Source organism: Bradyrhizobium diversitatis (assembly GCF_016031635.1).
Taxonomy (GTDB): Bacteria; Pseudomonadota; Alphaproteobacteria; order Rhizobiales; family Xanthobacteraceae; genus Bradyrhizobium; species Bradyrhizobium diversitatis.
In genome coordinates this window covers 118,900-139,614 of sequence record NZ_JACEGD010000017.1, presented here as the reverse complement: position 1 = coordinate 139,614, position 20,715 = coordinate 118,900, and the positions used below count along the sequence as shown (strand labels likewise).

Sequence of the window (20,715 nt, the reverse complement as noted above, 5' to 3'; positions counted from 1 at the left end):
AAGCGATAGCGCAACCCCGCCAACTACCTTTCTGCCAAGCAGCGTACATCCTGTCTTTCCAAAGGAAAGCCTCACTTCCGCTCCGCAGTATCCCGATCTCGCCGCGAGCGCTGTGCACGTCTTCGTCGGCGGCCCGCTGCTGAGTTGTGGTCCCGGCGTTCATGTTGACCGCGTTGAAACAACTGCGCCAACCCGGCTAGACCTCGCCCTTGCGAATGCGCGTGGCGAGCTCCCGCAGCTTGCGCGGTTCGAGAAACCCAAAAAGCGCGGCGGGTACGAAGGCACGGTCGACTCCTTTCAGGGCGGTGAAGCCGACGTCGTCATAGTCTCCCTTGTCCGCAACAACGGGCATTCCGGGATGGGAGCGCTTGGCTTTGTCCGTCGGCGTCGCCGTATGAACGTCTTGCTGAGCCGCGCCAAATGGAAGCTGATCATCGTAACCAGCCTCAAATTCCTGCACGTCCATGCACGCAGCTATTCGGGCGACAAGCGCTTGGCCGATGAGGACCGCGAATTCCTGCCGTTGCTGGTTTCGGTGCTCGATCGTCTGAAAGGCGAAAAACTGGAGGACGGCACGCCCAAGGTCTCGATCGTCGAGTGGGCCGAACTGCGGGAGGCGTCGCGATGACGGTCCGCGTCGCAGTGCCCGTGCGCGCCGCCCGGCTTCGGGTGTGGGTCGACAAGGGTAACGACTGGAGCGCAGTCGACCGCCTCGTCCTTTGGGCGCTGTCCGTTAAGCCCCGCAACTCAAAAGAGCTGGCCGATGTCGCCAAGGTTCCTGCGCGACTCTTGAACGGATTGATCCTCCGCCTGATGCGGGCCGGGTGGGTCGAGCTTGCCACCAACAGCGAAGGAGCGGCTTTCCGTACCAGCGCCGCCGGCAACGACGCCCTTGCTAACGCCGAAGCGCTACCGAGCGTTCCCCGGCCGGGCTCCCGCCTGCTCTCCTTCTGCGTCGAACCCTTCACGCTGCGGGCCTTCGGGCAGCGTGAGCTAAAGCCGTACCGGCCAAACGATATTGCGAAGATCCGCAAGGAGCACGACGTGCGCGAGGTTCTGGTCGAGGAGGCGTGGTCGAATTTGCCAGGATGGAAGCTGCATGAGACCGCCGAGACAATACTTGGCGATGTTGCCGGTGACGAGGAGCTGACGCAAATCGACTTCAACAAGTCGACATTCGCACCGGGCTACGCCCTATTTACCGTGTCCGGCAATGAGATCGGTGGCTTGCCGCGGGAAGCGCCTGGCGACCTGATCCGGGCGATCAGGCGCGCGGCGGCCGAAACGAAACGAGGAGCCTCGGTACGGCTTCGCACGCCGAAAATCCCGACCATCGCAGGCGTATCGGTCGCAAGCCCACCGATCGACCGCAACGACATCCTCCTGACAGGAGCCGAGCATGAGAAGCAATTGCTGGCCATTCTCAAGAGAGCTCGTTACAGGGTCGTCATTCATTCGACGTTCCTCGACAGCGCCGCGTTCGCGAAGCTCCAGGACGCATTTCGGGAGGCGGCCGACCAGGGTGCCAGCATCGATGTCTTTTGGGGCGCGGCGCGCGACGCTGTGACAATCAAGCGCAATTTCGAGCAGGCCATCGAGATCAACCAGATCATTCAGAAGGATCCGGTCCTGAGGGATCGAGCGCGCGTACACATGGTCTGCACGCGCTCGCACGCCAAGCTCGTGCTTGCCGACGACGGCTCGATCGGACGCTACGTCGCGATCGTCGGTTCCTGCAACTGGCTCTCGACCGGCTTCAAACGTATCGAGACTTCTGTCGTGCTGCGCCACTCTCACGCCATCGCCGATTGCGCCCAGGACTTCGCCGATCTCATCTTGGCTGCCATACCCGTATCCGAGACGGTCGGCGAACTCACCAAACTGGCGCGGGGGTTACGGAAGCTTTCGGCCCCGAGCGGGGCGAGCCGGATCAGAATGGTCCGAGGCGATATGCACGACGAGGCAATTCGTTTTGCGCGCAACAACGCCGCTCAGCGGATCATGGTGGGCGGGGACCGTCTGGGCCGTGGAGCAGAACCCAAAACCCTCATACCGCTTGTTTCGGCATCCAAGCGTAACGACGTCGAAGGTACGATCTACTATTCACGCGTATCGGCACCCGTCAGCAAGGCTGACGCCACTGCGTTGAAGCGCGAGACCGAAGCAACCCGCGTGCGTCTTATCGAAGTGCCGGACGGCGATCTTCATGGCAAGTTCCTCTTATGGGATGACGACAATATCATCGTGACCAGCCTAAATTGGTCGTCCGCTGATACGCGCCGCGATGCGCCGTACGCTGAAATCGGGGTTCATCTTACAGGTCCAGGTCTGGCTAAAGATATTGCTGCTCGCTTACTTGCTCGTTGTACGGAGACAGCACCGCGAGCGACGGCCATTCGCCCTTTTCATTTTGTAGCGGTGTCAGCCCGGCGATCGTTTTCAGGATCGCGTCAATCTCTGCGGGATTGTGATACGCAGGCATTTCCTCGTTGGCACCGTCCTCCTCCTGGACGTAGGGCATATTAACGATCACGATCGGTGACTTCGGAAGGTGTGCCGCCACAGCAACCGGCGGTGTACCTTTGAGGAACCTGTTTGCGACCTTGTCGGCGTCCTTCAGCCGGCCACCGTAGAAGCATTCGGAGATGACGGTCGATATCACCGGATGCATCCGGTGCTGATCCAGGAGCTCAGTTGCGGCCTGCAACCGCGTGGGATTTGCCTTTCGCCATTCGAGTTCGGGGACGACAAGGGCTTCAAAAAGGCGGATCATGCGCTGCGCCGCCTGGCAGGTCCGACCGAGTGCGTCGTCGTCCTCCATCAGGTCGATGAGTTCATCGAGCCCGTAGTCGTAGAAAATTCCCCCGACGAGTCGCCCGCTCTGCAGCACGGCATTTTTCACATTGGTCTGGTTGGCGAGGAATTCCAGCACGCGATCCGTGTCGAACGGCGGAAGCTGGTTGTGATCGCCGATCAGCAGCCGCCGCATGGAAAGAAGCAAGGGCGCAATCAACTCAGGGCCCGTCGCCTTGGCAGCTTCCTCGACGATAACCCAATCGAACTGGTTATGGTCGTTCACAAGGCGGGCGAGGTCCCCGGAGTTGGCGGTAGAGAACAGGATGTTCGCCGATCGCAGCACAAGGGATTCGAAGGAGCGCCGTTGTCGCCGCGACTCATGATCGGAGGCATTGCGTCCCTGCCGTGCATCATCTTTCATTGCCCGGATGGCAGTGGCAACCTCGATTGGCGCGCCGCGCACCAGCGGGCTGCCATCGAGCGCGTTGAGGTATTGCTTGACCCGGTCGGTCGTCTGTGCCCCCGACAACTCGGCGGCATTGTCGGCCCGCGAACGGACCAAAAGTGGGTCCGGATCGATGGCGGCTTTGGCAAGGGTCTTCTGCACACCCGCCGCGAGCTGATCGAGGGCCTGATGCGCCTGCGCGCTGAGGAGAATGCGGGCGGCCGGCTGCTGCTGCAGAACCCGGCGCACGATCTCGGTCACGAGCTTGGTCTTGCCGACTCCCGGCGGCCCGACGACGAGCTGCGTCGGGCCCGTTGTCCAGATCGATCGAAGTGCCTGCTGCTTGGACGCATCCAGGTCCCTGAAATCTTCATCCTCCAGCAACTCGTCGTGATACCGGCGAAGCCGCTTGCGCGGGGCCGCGAGCATAGAGAGAAGCTCTTCTTGCGTGGCAAGCGCGCCAAGCAGGCGAAGCCGCCGGTTGATGGCTCCCTCTGTCCCGGCATCGTCGACCTGCCGCAGGAATAGATCTGCCGTGGGCGGAAGTTCGCCAGTTGCGCTGAACGCGTAGACCCGCTCATTGTCTAACCGGACGGGTTGAATGAAACGGACCGTGACGCTCGCACGGCCGAGATCGCTGAGGGAGCCTGAGTCCGACAACAACCACTTGGCGTCGATATCGGCTTCTTCCTCCAGGAACATGCGGGACAGCGTGCGCTCCGGGCTGTCCACGCCGAGGGCTTCGACGAGCGCGCCACGCCGATCGTCGGACCGCGGCGACAGTAGTATCCGCTCCTCCCCGCCCGGCAGGCGCCGTTTCCTGGCACGGACCGGGATGATTTCGGCGGCCCTGAAAAGCGCCTCGGTCAACTGGGCCAGCAGTAGACCATGCTGCACTGCTTCGAGTGCCTCGTCATCATGGTCACCAAGGTCATCGAGCGCCGAACGCCAGTCGATGGCATCCCTGCGTATCTCCTGGAGACGCCGCCCCGCGCTTCCATAGCGGATCACCTCGATGCGGTGCGCGGGCAACTCGACCGTCCGATGCCGGCCGAGAAATATGTCCTTGCGCGGACGGGCGTGATCGCAGATGGCAACCCGCCAATCAGCCTCGGCAAAACCATCGGGCGAATATCCCGCCAGGCTATAGCCGAACAGCTCGGTCATGACGATCAGGCTGCCGTCGGCGGTTCGGACGAGCTCAGCGCCGCCAGCAATGTCGGCCTCGACGAAATTGATTTGCGCACTGTGGTCGTCGGCATCAAAGAGGTCACCTGAAGCGTCTCGGAGCGCTCGGGTGAGCAATGTGGATCCGGTCCGAATGGCGAGAAGGTAACGCCCCCGGTCTTCAAGTGCGGAAGCGGACAGATCCAGGATGACACGCTCGATGCGCCTGCAAACGATCTCGGCGTCAACCGCCCGATGGCGCGCAGGCTCGATCAGCCAGCGGAGCATGTCCCGCTCACCGGCCTCCAGCACGGCGAGTCGCTCGCCGGCGGCGTCGATTTCCTCCGTCGCGGAGAGGCCGCGGCTGAGGCGCGAGACGTCGAGCTTCAGGAGGCTTGCGAGCAACAGGCCCAGCGCGCGCCAGTCGTCGAGGAACGACATGATGATCGGCGCGTCAGCTGATTTCGCAAACACGACAACCGGGGCCTTGTCCGCCTCCGACAGCCGGACGCACCATTCAAAGCTGCCAAGCCGGAAGTCGGGCGCCGTGGCAGATGCCGTAAATACCGAGGAGCTGTCCAGACGGCCATAAACCAGCCCCTGATTGTGCACGGCTTCGAGCGCTTTTGCGAGGCGCTCGGCGTTTCGCCAGAGAACGATGCGCGAGCGCGGGACATCAAGATTGTTGAGCCAATGATCGGAGCGCGCGTGCCTGATCATGTTATCGAGCGGCGTAAGGTCCCTCGGCATGGCCAGAAAGAAGGCGTCTGACGCTTCGCCATAACGTAGCAGCTCGACGATGACCTTGTCGGCGCCTGGATAGGCGAGCACACGCTCGGCCTGACGCATTTCATGCTGCCAGATTTCACGAAGATCATCGTCGACAGCCGAGCCTGTCTTTTGCCAGTATTTGAGCACTACCGGCTGGTCCTCGCGCTTGTCGTGGGCCGATATGATCGCCGATTTGAGCGGCTCAGCGCCGGGGGCCGAGAGGTATTGATCCCCAAGGTCGAACTGGTCCGCCAACGGCCGCAGTTTCTTCAATGTGCTCGGCATCAACTATGAGCTCGGATGGAGCATCGCTTTGGCGAGGCGGGCGTTTGCATATGCAATGTTTTTTAGTATTCGGGCCGGCTACGCTGCCGTCGAAATTACATCGGCAGCGTCTCGGTCAGCCGGGGCAACCTGATTCGGCGAGCTAACTTTAGCAAGATTTTCCCGCCCGGCATTGGCGGAGGCAGCACTATACTCCGGGATATCCCCTACGAGCGCTTCGTCGTCCACACCCGCTCTACGTGCTTACCGTCTCGCTGGGAATACGGGGCTACTATGACTGGATTTCAGATTGAGCGACCGCCATCGCGATAAATCACTTATTTCTCAATACATTAAGCGTATGCTCGCATGACTGCATCAATGATACCGAGTGGCAATCGGATCCTTACTGTTAGTAGGCGTCGTGCAATTGCCTTACCTAGGCGCACGGCCTTCAAGCCGTCGGCGGGCCTCCCTCAGCCACCCCTCATCCAGGCGGAGCGAGCAGATCAAGCTCTTTTCATCTGTGATTCTGTAAACGGTGATCCGAGAAAAATGTTGAGCCTTGAGGTTCAGAGCGGCCGCGCGGCGCCGGCTACTCTCGGCCTGTTCATCCAGGACGCGGAGCATCGCATCAGGTAAAACGAAGAACAGCCGGCATGGCTCGATGTCGTCACCTGGACTGGACACAGTCAACCGCCAATTTGAAGCGCCGTCCTCGTCTAGCTGATAGTGGATGCTGGTCCACGGATCGGCCGGAGCCTGCATATGGCGGATCATCCGATCGGCATGATCCGCTTTTAGGAGAACGACGAAGCCGGTTGCCGATACACCGACGAACAGTTCGCCGATATTCCAGGCGGCTTCGAGCAGCGGCCGGAGCACCGGCAGTAATCCTCCGTCGGCCTCCTCTAGCGGCAGATCCCAAAGCTCACGTCTCAGTGTCGCGCGTATCCTTCTGAGAAGCTGTCCACGTGGCGTAGCCGACGCGATGCCGGCGAGCTCCATTCTTTCGATGTAATCGTGCAGGGCATCCCCAACGGTATCGATCGCCGAGCGCAACTCGTCGTATTCGTGGTGGGACAGGTCGAGAAGTGCGACCTGATGGGCAAGGGCATAGGCTTGTGCACCCGGCGTGAAACCCGATGTGGAACACAGCGCATATCGATAGCTGTAGCAGAACCCTCTCCCGCTATTCGTGACGTCTTCGCTTGTGCGCCCCGAACCGATTCCGACTGATCGCGCCTGCACCGTCACAAGCATCTGATTGACGTCCTGGAGGATGCCGACAGCGTGCCGTGCCTCGGGGATGCCCACCTTTCCCCGTCCCTGCCCTCTCCATTTCGCCTCGATGAAGAGGCGAATGGGATTTCCGAACGCCGGAGCCCATGTCAATTCGCCTAGTACGTCGGCCTGGTGAAATCCGCCGCGTCCGCGCACCTGAAGCCCATTGCCCATGAGGGCGAGGTCGTGCGGGTCATCTTCCGGCCTCGTCAGAAGACGATAGCCTGCGTTCCTGATCAGCGAAGCGACGACTTCTTCGAGAAGATATCCTTTTAGGACACCTGACGAGATCACCGCCCTTCTTGCCATGCCAGCCTTGCTCTCTTCCAGGACACAGGTCCAAGCTCGTGCCCTACACTACCCTGGCATCCCTCACAATGCGGCGGCCACGGTTATGCAGGCCTCCGTACCCTGCCCTCGTAAGACCGCCCGCTCTCGTTGCTGCGCAGCAAATCCTCGTTCCACAGTTTGGCAAACGTCTCCCCAATAAATTGGCCGTCGATCATCAGACCGAAAGGAAGCATTGTCGTGCCGACGCTGCGAGCGACATCACATCCAAATATTTCGAGGATCGGCGTCAATAGAAGGACGTGGATGCTGGAATGTCCGCGGCTTGGCGGTTGCGGATTAGCAACGCACGCGGCAGAAGCAGATTAGAAGCCGTATTTTTCGCGGCGAAGATTGAAAGCCGTTTTACCGCCCTCCATGATCCGTTCGATCGCTTCACGTACATTGGGCACGTCGATTGCCCCCTCACCGGCGACGACGCCGCGGGATTGATCGCCGGAAGTCCTGTAGTCGCACCAGGCAACAAGTTCAGCATCGCCGTTGACCACAAGATTCGCGTTGTGGCTTGCGAAGACAATTTGGCGCTTCTGTTTCGCCTTCCAAAGTTGCTCCACAATCTCAAGCATCACGGGATTGTCGAGGTCCTCTTCAGGCTGATCGATGACAAGGGGTGGTCCCACTTGGTTGAGCAGGGTCTTAAGCAGCGCAGTTGCCTGTTGGCCGGCGGACGCGTTGCCGAACGGGATGTATTCGTTCTCGCGCGCCCTGTATTCGAATATAGGTACGCTCGGGATGGGAATAAGCGACAGCGCCAACCACTGGTCAGGCTTGAGGCTACGTGCCAGACGATCGATTTCACTAGCGGTCAGACCGGCCGCAGAAAGCGATGGCGTTTCGGGACGGGGAGCATTTCCTTCGTTCTCCGGGTCGACTTCGGCGAGTTTTTCAAGATCGGCTAACACCGCGCTCCATTGGATGACGCCATCAGCGGCGGATACGATGCTTTCTCCCAGCGATTCAATTTTGCCGCCAGAAATGCGCGATCCGCTCAAAAATTGACGCAGACTGTTCACGAATTCCGAAGGATCGGCATACGATTTAACATTAGCGCGTATCATTCCATCGGAACTAGCTGTGAGCGACGCGCATTGTGCCCGCATGAGTTCAGCACGCTCTCGCCGCAAAGCTAGCCATGCTCTCCTTTCGGTTTCATAAACAGTCTCAGCGGTTTCAAGCCCGCGCAGTTCCTCGCGAAGACGGGCGGTCGCGCGGACGTGGCGCGTCAATTGCTCCTCAATCTGCCTCAGTTGCGTCATCCTCTCGGCATGTGTCGAGGAGCGGGCGACCGCAGCATTGTAGTCTGCCTTAAAGCCAGCAAGAGAGGCCGCCCATTGACGCCAAGGGCTGTCCGGCCCTACTGCCTCAAGTATGCCGCTTGCCCTTGCTATCAGCGTATCAAGCGCCGTCTGGGCATCGGTCAACAGGGCTTGTTGTTCCGCTCGAGCCGCCCGAAGCACAGCCGCGTCTGGCTCGGCTGGTGCCGGCGCCGATTGAGCGAGGCTGGACGTGACCATCGCGCGCAGACTCTCAGCGCCGGATTTGAACGTCGTAATGCTGTCGCGCCAAGACTGGACCGCCTGGTCGGCGGCATCAAAGGTCTTGCCCTTGGCGATGATGGCACGGTCATCTTCGGATAGGCCCGCCAAAGACGACTTAATTGCCTCGGCCTGTTCGCTGAGGGAGCGCTCTTCGAGCGCCCGCTGATCGAGGGCACGTACGAGCGCGCGCTGGCGGCTCCTTGATGCATAGGTCTGCCGGATGCGTTCGGCACGATCGGTGCTTCGCTGTTCGACGCGGCTCAATTCGGAGCGGATAGGTGCGGTAATAAATCGTGAGAGTTCATCAATACGCACGCTGACACCGCTTAGCTGCTTTTGGCTGTAACCCTGGATCGGCAGCAGCGCGCGTACCTCGTCCTCCGAACATGGGCGCATCTCGGCATCGGCGATCTTGATCTGAAGGCCTCCATCGCGGCTGTCGCGCCGGACGACATGAGGAACGCCGTTCACGTCGTAATTAATCTGAACTGTGGCGTTGACTGGCTTTAAGGTTTGTTCGATGAGCCGCGCGCGCCGTGCCAGATAATTCGGTGTATCTTCGTCGGCGATGCCGGGCGGTTGATCGCAAAGTGCCCAGCGCAAGTATTCGAGCAACGTCGATTTGCCGGTGCCGCGACCGCCGATCAGTGCGTTGTACTGAAAATTTAGCTCGAGATCGACAGGGCCGAGGAAAACACTGTTGCTGATACTGACGGACGTAATACCAACCGAAGGCAGCAGCGGCTGTTCTTGAGAAACTCGGGACTCCTGAGCAAGACAGGCTTGGCGAAGCGCTTCAGCTGTCGGCGTCGCCCACTTCACCCAAGTGGAGAATTTGGCGAGCTCACGATGATCCTCTCGGCGCGAGTCCGAGGTTTGGAAGATCGCGACCCGCTTGTTGCCCCATTCCTTAGCAAGGCCGGCAACTATTTTGCGATTTCCGTCCCCAAGCTTGTTGAGTGAACCGTCAACATAGCCGCCGACACAAGGCATCTCGGCGTACTTGCCGGCAAGGCCCTTGCGGAGAAGCGAAAATTGCCCGCTTTCGCCAACGTTTGGTAGGATGATGTAGCGATCGCGAAGATAGGTGTGCTCGTCTAGCTTTTCCTTCAGCTGCTTCAGGGAATGAATATTTTGAAGCCGCTCGGTGTTGGCGGTCTTGGCATCGCCGTTAGGGCTCGGATTGATCGTAAGCGCGGTCATCGCCAGCGAAAACAGATCAGCCGGAAAGTCGGCGTCAAAGATCAGCAGTGCCTGGCATGGGACGCCAAGCGTCAGTTCCATGCCCGGGAAGACCACAAGCCGCTTTTCCTTCACAAACGGCGCGCCACGCTCATCAGTCTCCTCCTCGGCGGCGCGGCGGATATACTCGACAAACGCCATGTCATGGTGATCGGTGATCGCGATAGCCTGCAACGCACGTGCTCGACAAGCCTGGACCAGTTGACTGGCGTAAGCCAGACGTTGGTCGTCCGAAACGGCATCGCCTCCTGTCCAATTATGGTCACGCGGCGTATGCACTTGCAGATCACAACGGTGAAAATGCGCTCCCTTGTCCATCGGTCCTCAACACGCTGCTCTTTGGTTTAAGACCTAGCAGATTTGCGGGGAGTACGCATATCCGTGTTGACGATACCCAACGATTTCGCGCCCTTGTCTGCAAATAGAGCCATAGGTTCAGGCTGGTGGATTATTGTAGCCGTCGGGCGGCGCCGCGCCCGTCGTTACACCAAATTTTCCACTGGCGGGGCCATAGAAGATGGTCCAAGCTGTAACGGGCTCACGCTCGTTGAGCTGAGCCTGAATCGTTTTTGGCGGATCGTAAGTTTCGATATGCAGCTTGATCAGGTCGCGCATGTAGCCGAAGAAATTCAAGCCTTTGACGATGATTGTATCGAGTTCTGCCCAGCTGATTTCTCTCACATCCTCGCCGTAACGCCGACGCAAACGCATGCCGTCCCTTACGAGAGTATAGTCGGCGTGAGCGATCGAGTTACGGAGATCGCTGTCGAAAGCTTCATTGAAGGTATCTGACAAATCATGAAGGCCAAGATTATAGGCGTGTCCCATTAAGACCTTCATAATGGCATTTGCGCTGGGAGAAATCGCCTTGCCGGTTTTCTTATGTCGCTTCACCAGCTTCTGAAAGGGACGGAACCGCACCAGTTTCGCACCAGAAACGACCTCATCGAAATGCAACAAACGCGATCGAATACAGGCGAAACCGCAGCAAAATCAACGAAGGTGATCGATAGTCTGCCGCTCATAACGGTCTGGTTCCTGGTTCGAATCCAGGCGGGCCCACCAGCTTCTGTTATGATGATGCAGCAGCCTCCTATACGTCCACTTTAAGAACGACTCGCTTGAGCTATAAGAGCGACTCGATTCCGGGGTTTAAGAACGACTCGATTTTGTAAGTCGATGCCCAGTCATCGGAAATCAGCGGCCAGCTCGGAAGCCAAACATTAACGCCGCGAAGATTTCGCCTGCGGTGATCGCAATCGATTTTTGATCGTTCTCTGGCGCCAGCAGCCGCTGGACTGCCAGCAATGCCGGTGGTCCATCGCGATGCTGGTGCTGGCTGCGGGTGCTGAGGATGATGATGACGGTGATGATGCCGCCATGATGATGGTCGGCATGCCGATGAGCAGCAGCATCATGCTGATCATCGGCATGGTGCCGCAATGATCGGCACCGGATATGCCGGCCTTGGTCGTTCGAGACCTACTGTTAGGCTCGGGCCGCGGTGTCTTTCTTAACGAAAAGCGGCTCCGCGCTGTCTACCACTTCTTTCGGAAGCATCCTCAGCTGTTCTGCGTCGAATGGCAGATGAGTGAGATAGTTCGCGACCAGAGCCCCGACAGCTTCCGCCTGCGCTGCGTCTCGTTGTCGCTTAAGCGGCTCCCTGTCCGCACGCCGGGACAGCCAAAGCTTATGCGCAGCCCAAACCCGCGGGTCTGGAGCGACGATGCGCACAGGTTCGCCCTTTTCGTCGATCGCGACCGCCTCGAAGGCGGGAGCATTCTGCAGCCAATCGAGTCCTTCGATTTGCACGGCGGTCAAATCTTCCGGGTCAGAGCCGATCTTGTCGGGAGCTTTCTTCCAAGGTGGGCTCTGCATTGGCTTAATCAAATCGACGAGATAGCCGTCCCTGTTTACAGCACGGAACGTCTGCTTGGCGCGTTCGAAGCTGGTGTCCACTCGCTTGAGTATCTTCAGGAGCGATGACTCGGAGACGTCGTCGTCCGCGAAAAACATAAGCCCGCCGCGCGCGTCGAACAGCAGATCGATGTCTTCAGTCGTGGCCAAGCCCGGATCGAGTCTGACACCGGAAGAGGCTTCATATCCGTAGATCGCGTTCGTCCCGAGAATCCGAATGCCAGAACCTAACATTCCGAAGCTGTCGAGAGCGCGCATGATCCGGGCTCCGATCAACGGTACACGACCCAAGCCGAGCGCACGATTGACTGCGGCCTGCCGCTCCATGGTATCGCGCAAGTTTTTTACGCGGTCGTCTGCCGCAGCGCGTTTAGCTTCGAAGTCGGCCTTCATCTTTTCAGTTTCGGGTGAACGCGGGCCCAGCGAGGCTTGCTTCCGGAGCCCGCCCTTGTCGTAGTAGCTCCGGACGAGGTATTCGCGGCCCTTGGACTCCACCCAGGTCAGGGAACCGCGATGAGTATCGTACGCCTCCTTGGCATCTCGCAGGGCCTGAAAGCGCTGCTGGCTATTGACCACCTCGCGGCGCTGATCATTGTTAAGCTCTTGAAAATCCATGGTTTCAACACTTCGATCAGTTTTAGCGGCCCTACTGTTGAAACCGTATTTATCCTTAAAAACCAAAGGTTTCAACAGTTCCATCGCGTATGACGCCAAACTGTTGAAACCGGGAACTTCGTCTCCCTTCATCGCGCTTTGCTACCCGCCTCCACCAAACCGGCGGTCCAGCGCCTGTCTATCGGTTTCCTCTTCCGCGCGCGCAACATCGCGGTCTAATTGATAGATCAGATCTGCCAAGTGCGATCGCACTAGGTCGACCGCTGCGTTTTCGATCACCCGCAGGGAGAGGCCTTCTTCGTAGTGCCTGAAAGCTTCTCTCAGATGTTTCGGCAGCCATCGTTCGTAGCTGGCAAGGTCGACCCGGTGGGCGCTGTCGTACCGGCCCCGGGCACAACGGCTACGGAGGAGTTCCTGATAGTCCTCGGCCCGCTTAGCTCGGGCTCTGGCCAGACGCGCTTGTTTGGAGATGGCGCTCCTCAGTTCGCGGACTGCGTGTAGCTCGGCCGTTGCCGCGCATTCCCCAAACGCGACGTATCCTCGATCAAGGGTACGCGCCAGGTAGGCGTGTTTCTCGGTCAAGCGCCCCTTGTGGCTCTTGACGAAGCGAGCTTCCCACATGTCGACGGCGATGCGCGATGCCACGCCCGGCAATATCTCGGAGTTGAGACGCCGTTCGAAATCGACATCACCGGGGTTTCCGGGCGACGCTGAAATGCTTTTGAAGGCGCTTCGGCAAAGCGGCAATTCGAGACGCTGCTTGCGAGCAGAGTCAAAGCCGTTCAGCAGGCTCGCTGGCCCTGGCGATGCCGCCAGCTTCTATTGAGCGAGGGATTTGAAGCAGGCTTGCATGTCGTCCTCCGCCTTGCGGATCTGATTGGCTATTGCCTTGGCGCGAATTCCGACCGGATGCCTGTCGATATTGTAATCATAGGCAGATAAGCTCTCGCTTGAGGCGACCCGCATGGCCGGCACTTGGATCACGACTGAGCTTAAGCTGTTACACTGCTGAATGAACTTATCCAGGACCGCTTTGCCCATTGTTCTATCCGCTTCAGGAAGCTCCGACATCTTGTTCTGGAGCGTCTTGAGGTAGGATTGCCAGGGCCTGACCGTCTGTGCCGGTACGCCCTTGTCGTACCAGTCTGACTGAATTTTCAATTCCAAGACGTCCAGCTCCGATAGAAGGGTCGCCTTGCTGACCAATATCTTTTCCCGAACGAGCGAGAACGTTGTGCCGACGAGCTGGGCACCGAGTTCCTGCACTTGCTTGGCGTAAGCTTGTTGAGCGATCTGGAGCTCGGCAATCTGCCGTTCCAGCGTGGCTTTCTGTTCGGTCAAGCTGCTCAAGCTCACCTGGCTTTCCGCAATGGAGCGCTGCAGGTCCTTTTCGGTCTGCTCCAGGCTCACAATACGTATATTGCGCAATGCCAACTCCGATTGGAGGTAGCTCACGAACGCCTGCGAGGTCTTCGAAAAGAAGAACCCGTAAATGGCCAAGATGGCCAGCGCCACGGCGCAGAGCGCAGATATGATCTGCGAAATGTTTCCCCATTCCGGGCGCCGTGTCTCTTGGCCCAAGCCTCACCTCCGCCACGTCTGCCCGAGTTCGTCGTCGAACCACATCTCAGCGTCGTAGTCCGCTCCCATACGGGAGCGGAAATTCAGGAAGTGCGAATAGTGGTTGCTGGAGAGCCACGTTTTGAACGCAGAGAAGCTCGGATGCTTACGGTCCTCTTCGGCAAGCGTGTCATACCACGTCGTTGCCAAAGCTCGAATTGCGCGCTCTGATTCGGCCTTTGCCATGACCTGACTTAGCAAAAAAAATGGATGCCGGTTGATCGAACCTAAATGCCAGGTTGGCACACCGGCAATTTACGGTGCACTCACATGCCGCGCGGCTTGCGCGGCTGCATCGTAGATCTCGACTTGCAGCATGGGAAATCGGCGCTTCAAATCCTGCGCCCCACCTTCTACGCCGTCTCTGGTCGCGAACTCGGCTTTCACGTGACCATCGACGATGATTGCATACCCGCTCGCTGGTAAATTGAGGCCAGGTTTCGACATTCTTCAGATCGCCAGGAAGTTATACCGTGTTTTGTGCTTAGAGTGAGTCTCCCAGCTGGGGCAAGTCGCTCTCCGCCTGCACCGTAGATTTTTCGCGATCGTGCGATCTGCAGAAGGCCCGAGCCTCCAAAGAGAGCCCCCGCTTCTGTCCACCGCGGAGCGGCTCGGCGTTACACTTACCGGACCGCCCCGGCGTTTTGCCAATCTTCGTGACGACGGCAGCATCCGTCGAGCGCCGCGCAAACGCTGGTGGCACGCTGCCGACCGCAGACTACTGCCCACCTCCAAGGATACCGGGAGCGGCCGTTGACGATATCTGAATCCTTCGAAAAATACCAGTTGCAGGTTCGCAGGTGCCTCGTTCGCAGCATCAAGCAGCTGCGGTTTAGCGCGGGCGGGTTGTCGGCAGTTCTTCGGCGTCGTCGGTTGCGATCGTCGGATCCGCCAGATCGTAACCGAAGCCTTCGTAAACGAACGCGCTGCGGATCAATTCGCAGTCCCGCTCGCTGACGCCCACCTGTCGGCAGACCCGATACCAGGACTCCCCAATGGTCGCTTTCATGCCGTCGACGACTGCAGTTGCCTCTTCTTTGGACAGGAGAAAACGTTCACACTGCGACAGCAAATTGAGCCGGTTGGCGTATCGTCCCCAGGTGCCAAAGGCCATCGCCAGGTCCCGGCGCTCCAAGGCAATCATCGGGTTCGGTGTGAGGTCGTATGCCGGCGAGAGCGACCAGGCCTGATCCTTTGCCAAAATGGCATGGTTGCGTGGATGATCGTCGGTGTTGGAGATGAGAGCATTGAAGCACACCCGCCGAAACAGCTCTGGCAGATCCTTCGACTGACTTCCGGATGCGGCTCGTCGGATTTCGTCGGCCAGCAGAAGATACGACCATTTTTGACGCTTATCGACAGTGTCGGGCGTGTCATCGGCATCGAGCAGCGTCAAGGCGCTCACCATCCTGCTGCGAAGGTACCCCTTCCCGGCCTTGTTGCGATCGAACCGCTTGATCAAGACGACGTCCTTGTCGCCGATCGTGGTCATCTGGCTCTCCGCGCACGAGATCCCGCACTCGCGAGCAAGGGTCAGCATGGCATGTTCGACCCGCGGGTTATTCCATCGATCGTCGCGATGCGGGAATTTCGCGAGCCAAAGCGCATCCTCGTCTTCGACGGTAGCCTTCGGCCGCGCGCCTCCCATCGAGGTGCCCGCGCGCATCAAGGCCTCGGCCTGTTCGGCGTCAGCACCAGCTGGTGCGGGTGCTGCCGGATCCTTTTCTGCGGCGACGATCTGGTCGGCCACCTCGATCAACCGCGCCAAGTCCAGCGTTTTGTTGAACGCACGAGCAGGTGCCGGCGGTTGCACGTTGAGACCGAAGCCTAAAGCGCCGGCGCGATCATCGGGTGAATTGAGCAGATATTGAATCTCGCTCGGCGATGGATTACCCAAACGAGTTTCGATGAGCTTGCGGCCCCATGCGTCCGGAGAGCTGTCCCGCAACGCCCCAAAATTGCCGCGCAGCTTCGTTGTCCGGAACGGAGGGACTTGAATCTTGAGCTCGACCGGGTCGAACTCGACGCGATCCTTTCGCTCAAGGTAGCTGCGGCCGTAGACGAATTGTCCGACAGCAGCACCTTGGCGTGTCGTGTCGAGCTGGTACCGCCCCGCCGTAACCGGTTCTGTCTGGCTTGGCAGCGTGATGTAGACGAAACACTCCTCAGAAGGCATTGCTTGGTTCCCCCCCTTGTCGCGCACGTTCACGCTCATCGAGGCCGCTTAGAGCAAGCCCCTCCTCATCGTTCTTCGGATTGGCAACGTCGGCAAGCGACGCGAGCAGGTTCATTGCCCACAGCATGCCAACATACACGCCGGCACTCGTGCTCAATTTGCCGTTCTCCGCGTCAGCGATGACGTGACGGTCTACCCCCAACTTGGCTGCCAGCTCCGCGTGGCTGAGGTTGCGGCGGAGGCGTGCGGTCCGAAGGTTGTTTCCTAGGCGCTTGATCGCCTCCTGGACGGCCGAGGGAGGCGCACTTATCAGTTGGCTGCGAGGAGGCATGGCGTCTTAAGGCTCCCTTAAATGCCTTTTTGGCATCTTATGGTCCCATTATTGTAATCGCTTTTCGCTGTTTGTCAACTTTTTGGCGCCTTAAGCTGCCGCAAACGGCGATATCGGCGCCTAAAGGCGCCATATCTCCGATGTACTGGGGAATACAATGACTTGATTATCGGCGTGATGATCGCGTCCACTTAGCGCGGTCGGCCGGCAATCAAGAATCCACACCCAACTTGATCATCGCCGTCGGCGCGGCAATCGACGCATATACTTGCTTGCACCAAGGCCGCCGTTCACGTGGATGCCAAATTCCAGCTGCACCTGGAACGATGGTCGCCGACAATGCGGATGAGCGAATCCTGTCAGTCGCCCTGGCAGGCATCGAGATTGCACAATCCGCAGCCTATCCCGCACCGATCAAGAGCAGACAATTGACTGATGCGCCCTTCAGCCAGCTCGCACCCGCACAGCAACGCTGCTTCCTGGCGAGGCAGGTAGCATGGGGATCGGCAGCTGGCTCAAGGGGCATGTCGTCGCCGGCTCGTCGGCCGACACAGTCTCCAGCCGATGACGCCGGACCGATCGCAAACGTCATTCAGCTCCATTCGCCGGACTTCTTCGGAATGAGCGTTCGCTGGCGCAACAGGTGCTTCACCTTGAAGTGGGCCGACGGCGGCCCCGACCAAGCAAGAACGTTCTGCTGGAATCCGAGCGTGTCTTACAGATCAGACAATAACCCATCTCTCACCCACACATTCCCGCTCTTCCGACCTCGGCAATCCCCAATATTCACAAGATCGCGCTTCGCCGAATCGGCTACATTGTAGCGGTTCGCTGGGGCCTGACGGAGGATCGCGATGAATCTCCTTTTCCGTCTTCTCGACCCGAAAGTGGCGCGTGCATTCTATGACTGGATGATGGGTTTGTGGGTGGCCGCCACGATCTTCGTGGGCGACGCGAACCTCGACCGTTTCCAAAGATGGCTCTGGGGCACGGCTCAGGAGCACCAGGTAACTCTATCGCCGGTCGACGACCCTGCTTTGACCGAAAACGTCCAGGCCCTGTTCGATCTATTTCAACGGCATATGGATGCTCAATACGGCGTGACCGTTCTTCGACGCCAGATGCTGACCTTACCGGCGGCTCCCGATCAGGGTTATTAAAGAGAGAGCTGCGCAACTCGCGAAATCGTCGCATCACCCGTAGATTTCGATCATCTTGAAATCCGGGATCCGCAGAAGCGTGAGCGCTTCGCCTTCTATTGTCCGGACGCTTTGAACCTTGACGTCGAATTGCTCGATGTGTCGGCGATCGAACCAATAGCTCGCCGACTCCTTCTTGACGGGTCCGACCCGGTTGACGCCTGCGAGCGACACGCTCACGCTAGATCTCAGATCGATATCGTCCCGAACCCTGAGACCTCCGACCGTGATTCCCGGCCATTGCCATTTCGTGCCTGCCAGATCCTTTGCGATCAGGATCAAAGGCTCGCGCGTCATCCGCATGATCCGGATGCCGGTCGCGGCCAGGCTGGCCGAGAACTCGTGCGCAAGTCCGACTATCGCGTCGAGCGAAACCTCTCCGATCGCATGAAGCTTCGGCTTAATGAGGTATGGAGGAAGGATGAGGTCGGCGGAATAGACGTCGGCCATTCGCTCGGCATTTCGCGAGCGCTCGTCCAAGGGACGACCGATGTCATCGGAACGGCAGACGAACGACTGGCCTCGGTGGTGATGCCAATGCCCGAGCTCATGACCGGTGCTGAACCTTTTCCTGTTCGGTCTCGCCCCATCGCTCACATGAATGATCGCGCGATCCTTGAAGCCGATGATCTGAGCCTCGCAGCCGACGAGCCGCCTGTAGAGAACTTGCGCGCCGACGCAATCGGCGATGGCGAGAAGGTCGATTTCCTTGGCCTCGGAAACGCCGAGTTCCACGAGGAGTTGTTCGGCTGGCCGCAAGAGGTCATTCCTTCAGCTTGCCGGACTCGTCAATAAGGCCTAGCCGCAGACAAGCTTCGAGGAAGCTGTCGAGATCGTCATCGGATTCGATGCGTCGGTTTCGCGCCGCGATGGTCATGTCGCCGGTGAGGTCAACTCTTTTCGTAAGGGCAGCGAGTATCTCGCGCTTTTTCGATGGCTCGAACGACAAGACCGAGGCGCTGAGGGGGGCTTGGGATTCACGCGAACGCTGCCGGGCAGCTGCGAATTTCCGGCGCTTCGCGGCGATTTCCGGATCCTGAAAAACCGCGTCAAAGCTTTCCAGAAGATGGTTCGGATCCATACCCAAGGCGAGCAGGTACTCGTCCAAGGCGGGTCCTTCGAGCGAAAGAATCTCCTGCTGTATCTCTTCCAGGAGCTCTTCGCGAAACGAAAGTTCACGATCGGTCTCCATCACAATTTCCCTTCCTTGTATAGGGAAGCACCCCACTTCTTCATTCTCTTCCTGACGGTTTCATAGTTCGTCACGTCCCAGCCAGTTTCGGCAAGGATTTCCGCCCGCGTCGCATTGTCGTCCAGGAGGAGCAGCAGAGTTTTTATCTCCTCGTCGTCGCACATTCGGTAGATCTGCTCGCGGAGGTACGCGTCATCCTGGGAGGGGCCCAGGTCCTGTGCGAGTTCGATCGGATCTGGCGCATCGACGGACGCGGCGACGAGCCGTTTCCCTTCACCACGACGGACCGTGGCGCTTCGGCGCCGATCATTGGACGCGATGCTGTTCACCGCGCCCGACAGAACTTCGAACGCATCGTTTCCGGCCGTCGAATCCGGATTCAGCCATCGCGCCTTGGCGCCCTGCAGGAGGTCGTCCGCCTCCAAGGTGGTGCCGCGGGCCTTCACCCGCGCCAAGGCAGCCAGCTTCTTCCGCTGGTCCGCGGAGAGCGTCAGCAATGCCGCCGCTTTGGGAAATTGATCGGTCAATCGGCTTCCTCCGAAAGCCATAGCTCGCGAATCGAGCGAAGTCGGAAATAAGATTTAGCGAATTTCGCGTCCGACTTCGCGCCGGTCGCGAGCTTTGGAAGGTAGGGGCTCACTTCGAGCCGGAACACCATTCAGAAAGAACGATATGACAGCCAAGCTGACCTTTCATCCTCTCGGAAATGCCGATTGCACCCGCATTGACATGGCCAACGGCCGCAAGATGCTGGTCGATTACGCAGACATGCGCAATCCCGCCGACATGTGGGACGCCCGCATCGACCTGCCCGAGGTGCTCAAGGCCGACCTGCGCGCCGCCAAGCGCGATTATTATGATGTGGTCTGCTTCACCCACCTCGACGACGACCACTGTTGCGGTTCGGGCGACTTCTTCTGGCTGGAGCATGCCGCGAAGTATCAAGGTGAAGGCCGGATCAAGATCGACGAGTTGTGGGTGCCGGCCGCGGCGATCCTGGAGGACGGCTGTGAGGATAGCGCCCGCATCCTCCGTCAGGAGGCGCGGCACCGGTTGCGCATCGGCAAGGGTATCCGCGTCTTTTCGCGCCCGACCAAGCTCAAGGAATGGCTGGAAAAGCAGGGTCTGACGCTGGAATCGCGCGCGCACCTCATCACCGACGCGGGCCAGTACGTGCCCGGCTTTTCGATGTTCGGTCCCGAGCGCGTCCAGCTCTTCGTCCATAGCCCCTTCGGCTGGCATCAGAACGAGAGCGAGATCATCGACCGCAACCAGCACAGCGTGGTTTTTCAGGCGACCTTCCTGGAGGGACGCCGCGAAACCTGCGCGCTGTTCATGTCGGACATCAACTACGACTCGATCAACCAGATCGTGATCACGTCCAAGCGCCACGGTAACCAGGATCGGCTGCTGTGGGATATCTTCAAGATCCCACACCACTGCTCCTACCTCTCGATTGGGCCGGAAAAGGGCATCGACGTCACCAAGCCGACCGACGAGGTCAAGTGGCTGTGCGAGACTCGGGGGCGCGAGCGGTCCATTATGATATCCACCAGCTGGTCGATCCCGTCCAAGGGCAGCGACGAGGACCTCGATCCGCAGCCGCCGCACCGCCAGGCCGCGGGCTACTATCGGTCGGTCGCCGATCTCAAGGACGGCCAGTTCAAGGTCACCATGGATCTGCCTTCGAAGAGCAAGCCCAAACCGAGCACCATCGAGATCACCGATCGGGGAGCCCAGTTGTTGCTCGTTTCGGCCACCGCGGCCGGCGCAGTGAGCGTCGCGGCGACCCCGGTGCGGGCGGGCTAGC

General features: G+C 59.3%; 18 protein-coding genes and 1 pseudogene. 4 read left to right on the top strand and 15 right to left on the bottom strand.

Annotated features, from left to right (window positions below; translation table 11 throughout):
• Positions 1-112: 112 nt before the first annotated feature.
• Both H1B27_RS41010 and H1B27_RS40205 read left to right on the top strand, forming a co-directional pair.
• A complete protein-coding gene (locus H1B27_RS41010; RefSeq protein WP_311976961.1) occupies positions 113-628 on the top strand; it encodes a C-terminal helicase domain-containing protein in 516 nt (171 codons plus the stop codon).
• Positions 625-1,818: pseudogene (locus H1B27_RS40205) on the top strand (phospholipase D-like domain-containing protein); the annotation flags it as partial. The gene H1B27_RS41010 and the pseudogene H1B27_RS40205, both read left to right, overlap by 4 nt.
• A 514-nt stretch (positions 1,819-2,332) precedes the next feature.
• Here H1B27_RS40205 and H1B27_RS19935 read toward each other — a convergent pair.
• From H1B27_RS19935 to H1B27_RS19880, 12 genes are all read right to left on the bottom strand, one after another.
• Entirely contained in the window at positions 2,333-5,464 is a 3,132-nt protein-coding gene (locus H1B27_RS19935; RefSeq protein ID WP_197967223.1) for an AAA domain-containing protein, read from the bottom strand.
• A gap of 414 nt (positions 5,465-5,878) precedes the next feature.
• On the bottom strand, positions 5,879-7,036 hold the full coding sequence (locus tag H1B27_RS19930) for a hypothetical protein (protein ID WP_197967222.1): 1,158 nt from the start codon (positions 7,034-7,036) through the stop codon (positions 5,879-5,881).
• A 344-nt stretch (positions 7,037-7,380) separates the two neighbouring features.
• Positions 7,381-10,173: a TrlF family AAA-like ATPase gene (locus H1B27_RS19925; protein ID WP_197967221.1), complete on the bottom strand. Its 2,793-nt coding sequence runs from the start codon at positions 10,171-10,173 to the stop codon at positions 7,381-7,383.
• 117 nt (positions 10,174-10,290) lie between these two features.
• Complete coding sequence (locus tag H1B27_RS19920; RefSeq protein WP_197967220.1) at positions 10,291-10,812, bottom strand: hypothetical protein; 522 nt, start codon at positions 10,810-10,812, stop codon at positions 10,291-10,293.
• Positions 10,813-11,052: 240 nt separating this feature from the next.
• Entirely contained in the window at positions 11,053-11,298 is a 246-nt protein-coding gene (locus H1B27_RS19915) for a hypothetical protein (protein WP_197967219.1), read from the bottom strand.
• A gap of 45 nt (positions 11,299-11,343) precedes the next feature.
• Entirely contained in the window at positions 11,344-12,519 is a 1,176-nt protein-coding gene (locus tag H1B27_RS19910) for a GSU2403 family nucleotidyltransferase fold protein (protein ID WP_246515537.1), read from the bottom strand.
• 9 nt (positions 12,520-12,528) lie between these two features.
• Entirely contained in the window at positions 12,529-13,032 is a 504-nt protein-coding gene (locus H1B27_RS19905) for a hypothetical protein (RefSeq protein WP_197967218.1), read from the bottom strand.
• A 174-nt stretch (positions 13,033-13,206) separates the two neighbouring features.
• Entirely contained in the window at positions 13,207-13,968 is a 762-nt protein-coding gene (locus H1B27_RS19900; protein ID WP_197967217.1) for a hypothetical protein, read from the bottom strand.
• Between the two features lie 3 nt (positions 13,969-13,971).
• Positions 13,972-14,193: a hypothetical protein gene (locus tag H1B27_RS19895; RefSeq protein WP_197967216.1), complete on the bottom strand. Its 222-nt coding sequence runs from the start codon at positions 14,191-14,193 to the stop codon at positions 13,972-13,974.
• Positions 14,194-14,262: 69 nt separating this feature from the next.
• Positions 14,263-14,454, bottom strand: a complete 192-nt coding sequence (locus H1B27_RS19890) for a hypothetical protein (protein ID WP_197967215.1) — start codon at positions 14,452-14,454, stop codon at positions 14,263-14,265.
• Between the two features lie 385 nt (positions 14,455-14,839).
• On the bottom strand, positions 14,840-16,183 hold the full coding sequence (locus H1B27_RS19885; RefSeq protein ID WP_197967214.1) for a type II toxin-antitoxin system HipA family toxin: 1,344 nt from the start codon (positions 16,181-16,183) through the stop codon (positions 14,840-14,842).
• Positions 16,173-16,514 carry a helix-turn-helix transcriptional regulator gene (locus H1B27_RS19880; RefSeq protein WP_197967213.1) on the bottom strand — a complete coding sequence of 114 codons (342 nt, stop codon included), beginning with the start codon at positions 16,512-16,514 and terminating at the stop codon, positions 16,173-16,175. Before H1B27_RS19880 ends, H1B27_RS19885 begins: the two co-directional genes overlap by 11 nt.
• An 854-nt stretch (positions 16,515-17,368) precedes the next feature.
• Here H1B27_RS19880 and H1B27_RS19875 point away from each other — a divergent pair.
• Positions 17,369-17,674: a hypothetical protein gene (locus H1B27_RS19875; protein ID WP_197967212.1), complete on the top strand. Its 306-nt coding sequence runs from the start codon at positions 17,369-17,371 to the stop codon at positions 17,672-17,674.
• A gap of 33 nt (positions 17,675-17,707) precedes the next feature.
• Here H1B27_RS19875 and H1B27_RS41430 read toward each other — a convergent pair whose 3' ends face one another.
• Genes H1B27_RS41430 through H1B27_RS19860 form a run of 3 tightly spaced genes read right to left on the bottom strand, consistent with a single transcriptional unit; the run spans position 17,708 to position 19,432 of the window.
• Positions 17,708-18,448, bottom strand: a complete 741-nt coding sequence (locus H1B27_RS41430) for an ImmA/IrrE family metallo-endopeptidase (protein WP_512699749.1) — start codon at positions 18,446-18,448, stop codon at positions 17,708-17,710.
• Between the two features lie 28 nt (positions 18,449-18,476).
• A complete protein-coding gene (locus H1B27_RS19865; RefSeq protein WP_197967210.1) occupies positions 18,477-18,905 on the bottom strand; it encodes a hypothetical protein in 429 nt (142 codons plus the stop codon).
• The gene (locus tag H1B27_RS19860) at positions 18,905-19,432 is read right to left on the bottom strand and encodes a hypothetical protein (protein ID WP_197967209.1); all 528 of its coding nucleotides are present in this window, start codon (positions 19,430-19,432) and stop codon (positions 18,905-18,907) included. The genes H1B27_RS19865 and H1B27_RS19860 overlap by 1 nt, the downstream gene beginning before the upstream one ends.
• 145 nt (positions 19,433-19,577) lie before the next feature.
• On the opposite strand from H1B27_RS19860, the gene mblB reads away from it, so the two are divergent.
• A complete protein-coding gene (gene mblB, locus H1B27_RS19855; RefSeq protein ID WP_197967208.1) occupies positions 19,578-20,714 on the top strand; it encodes an anti-phage 6A-MBL system MBL-fold protein in 1,137 nt (378 codons plus the stop codon).
• The last annotated feature ends 1 nt before the right edge of the window (position 20,715 follow it).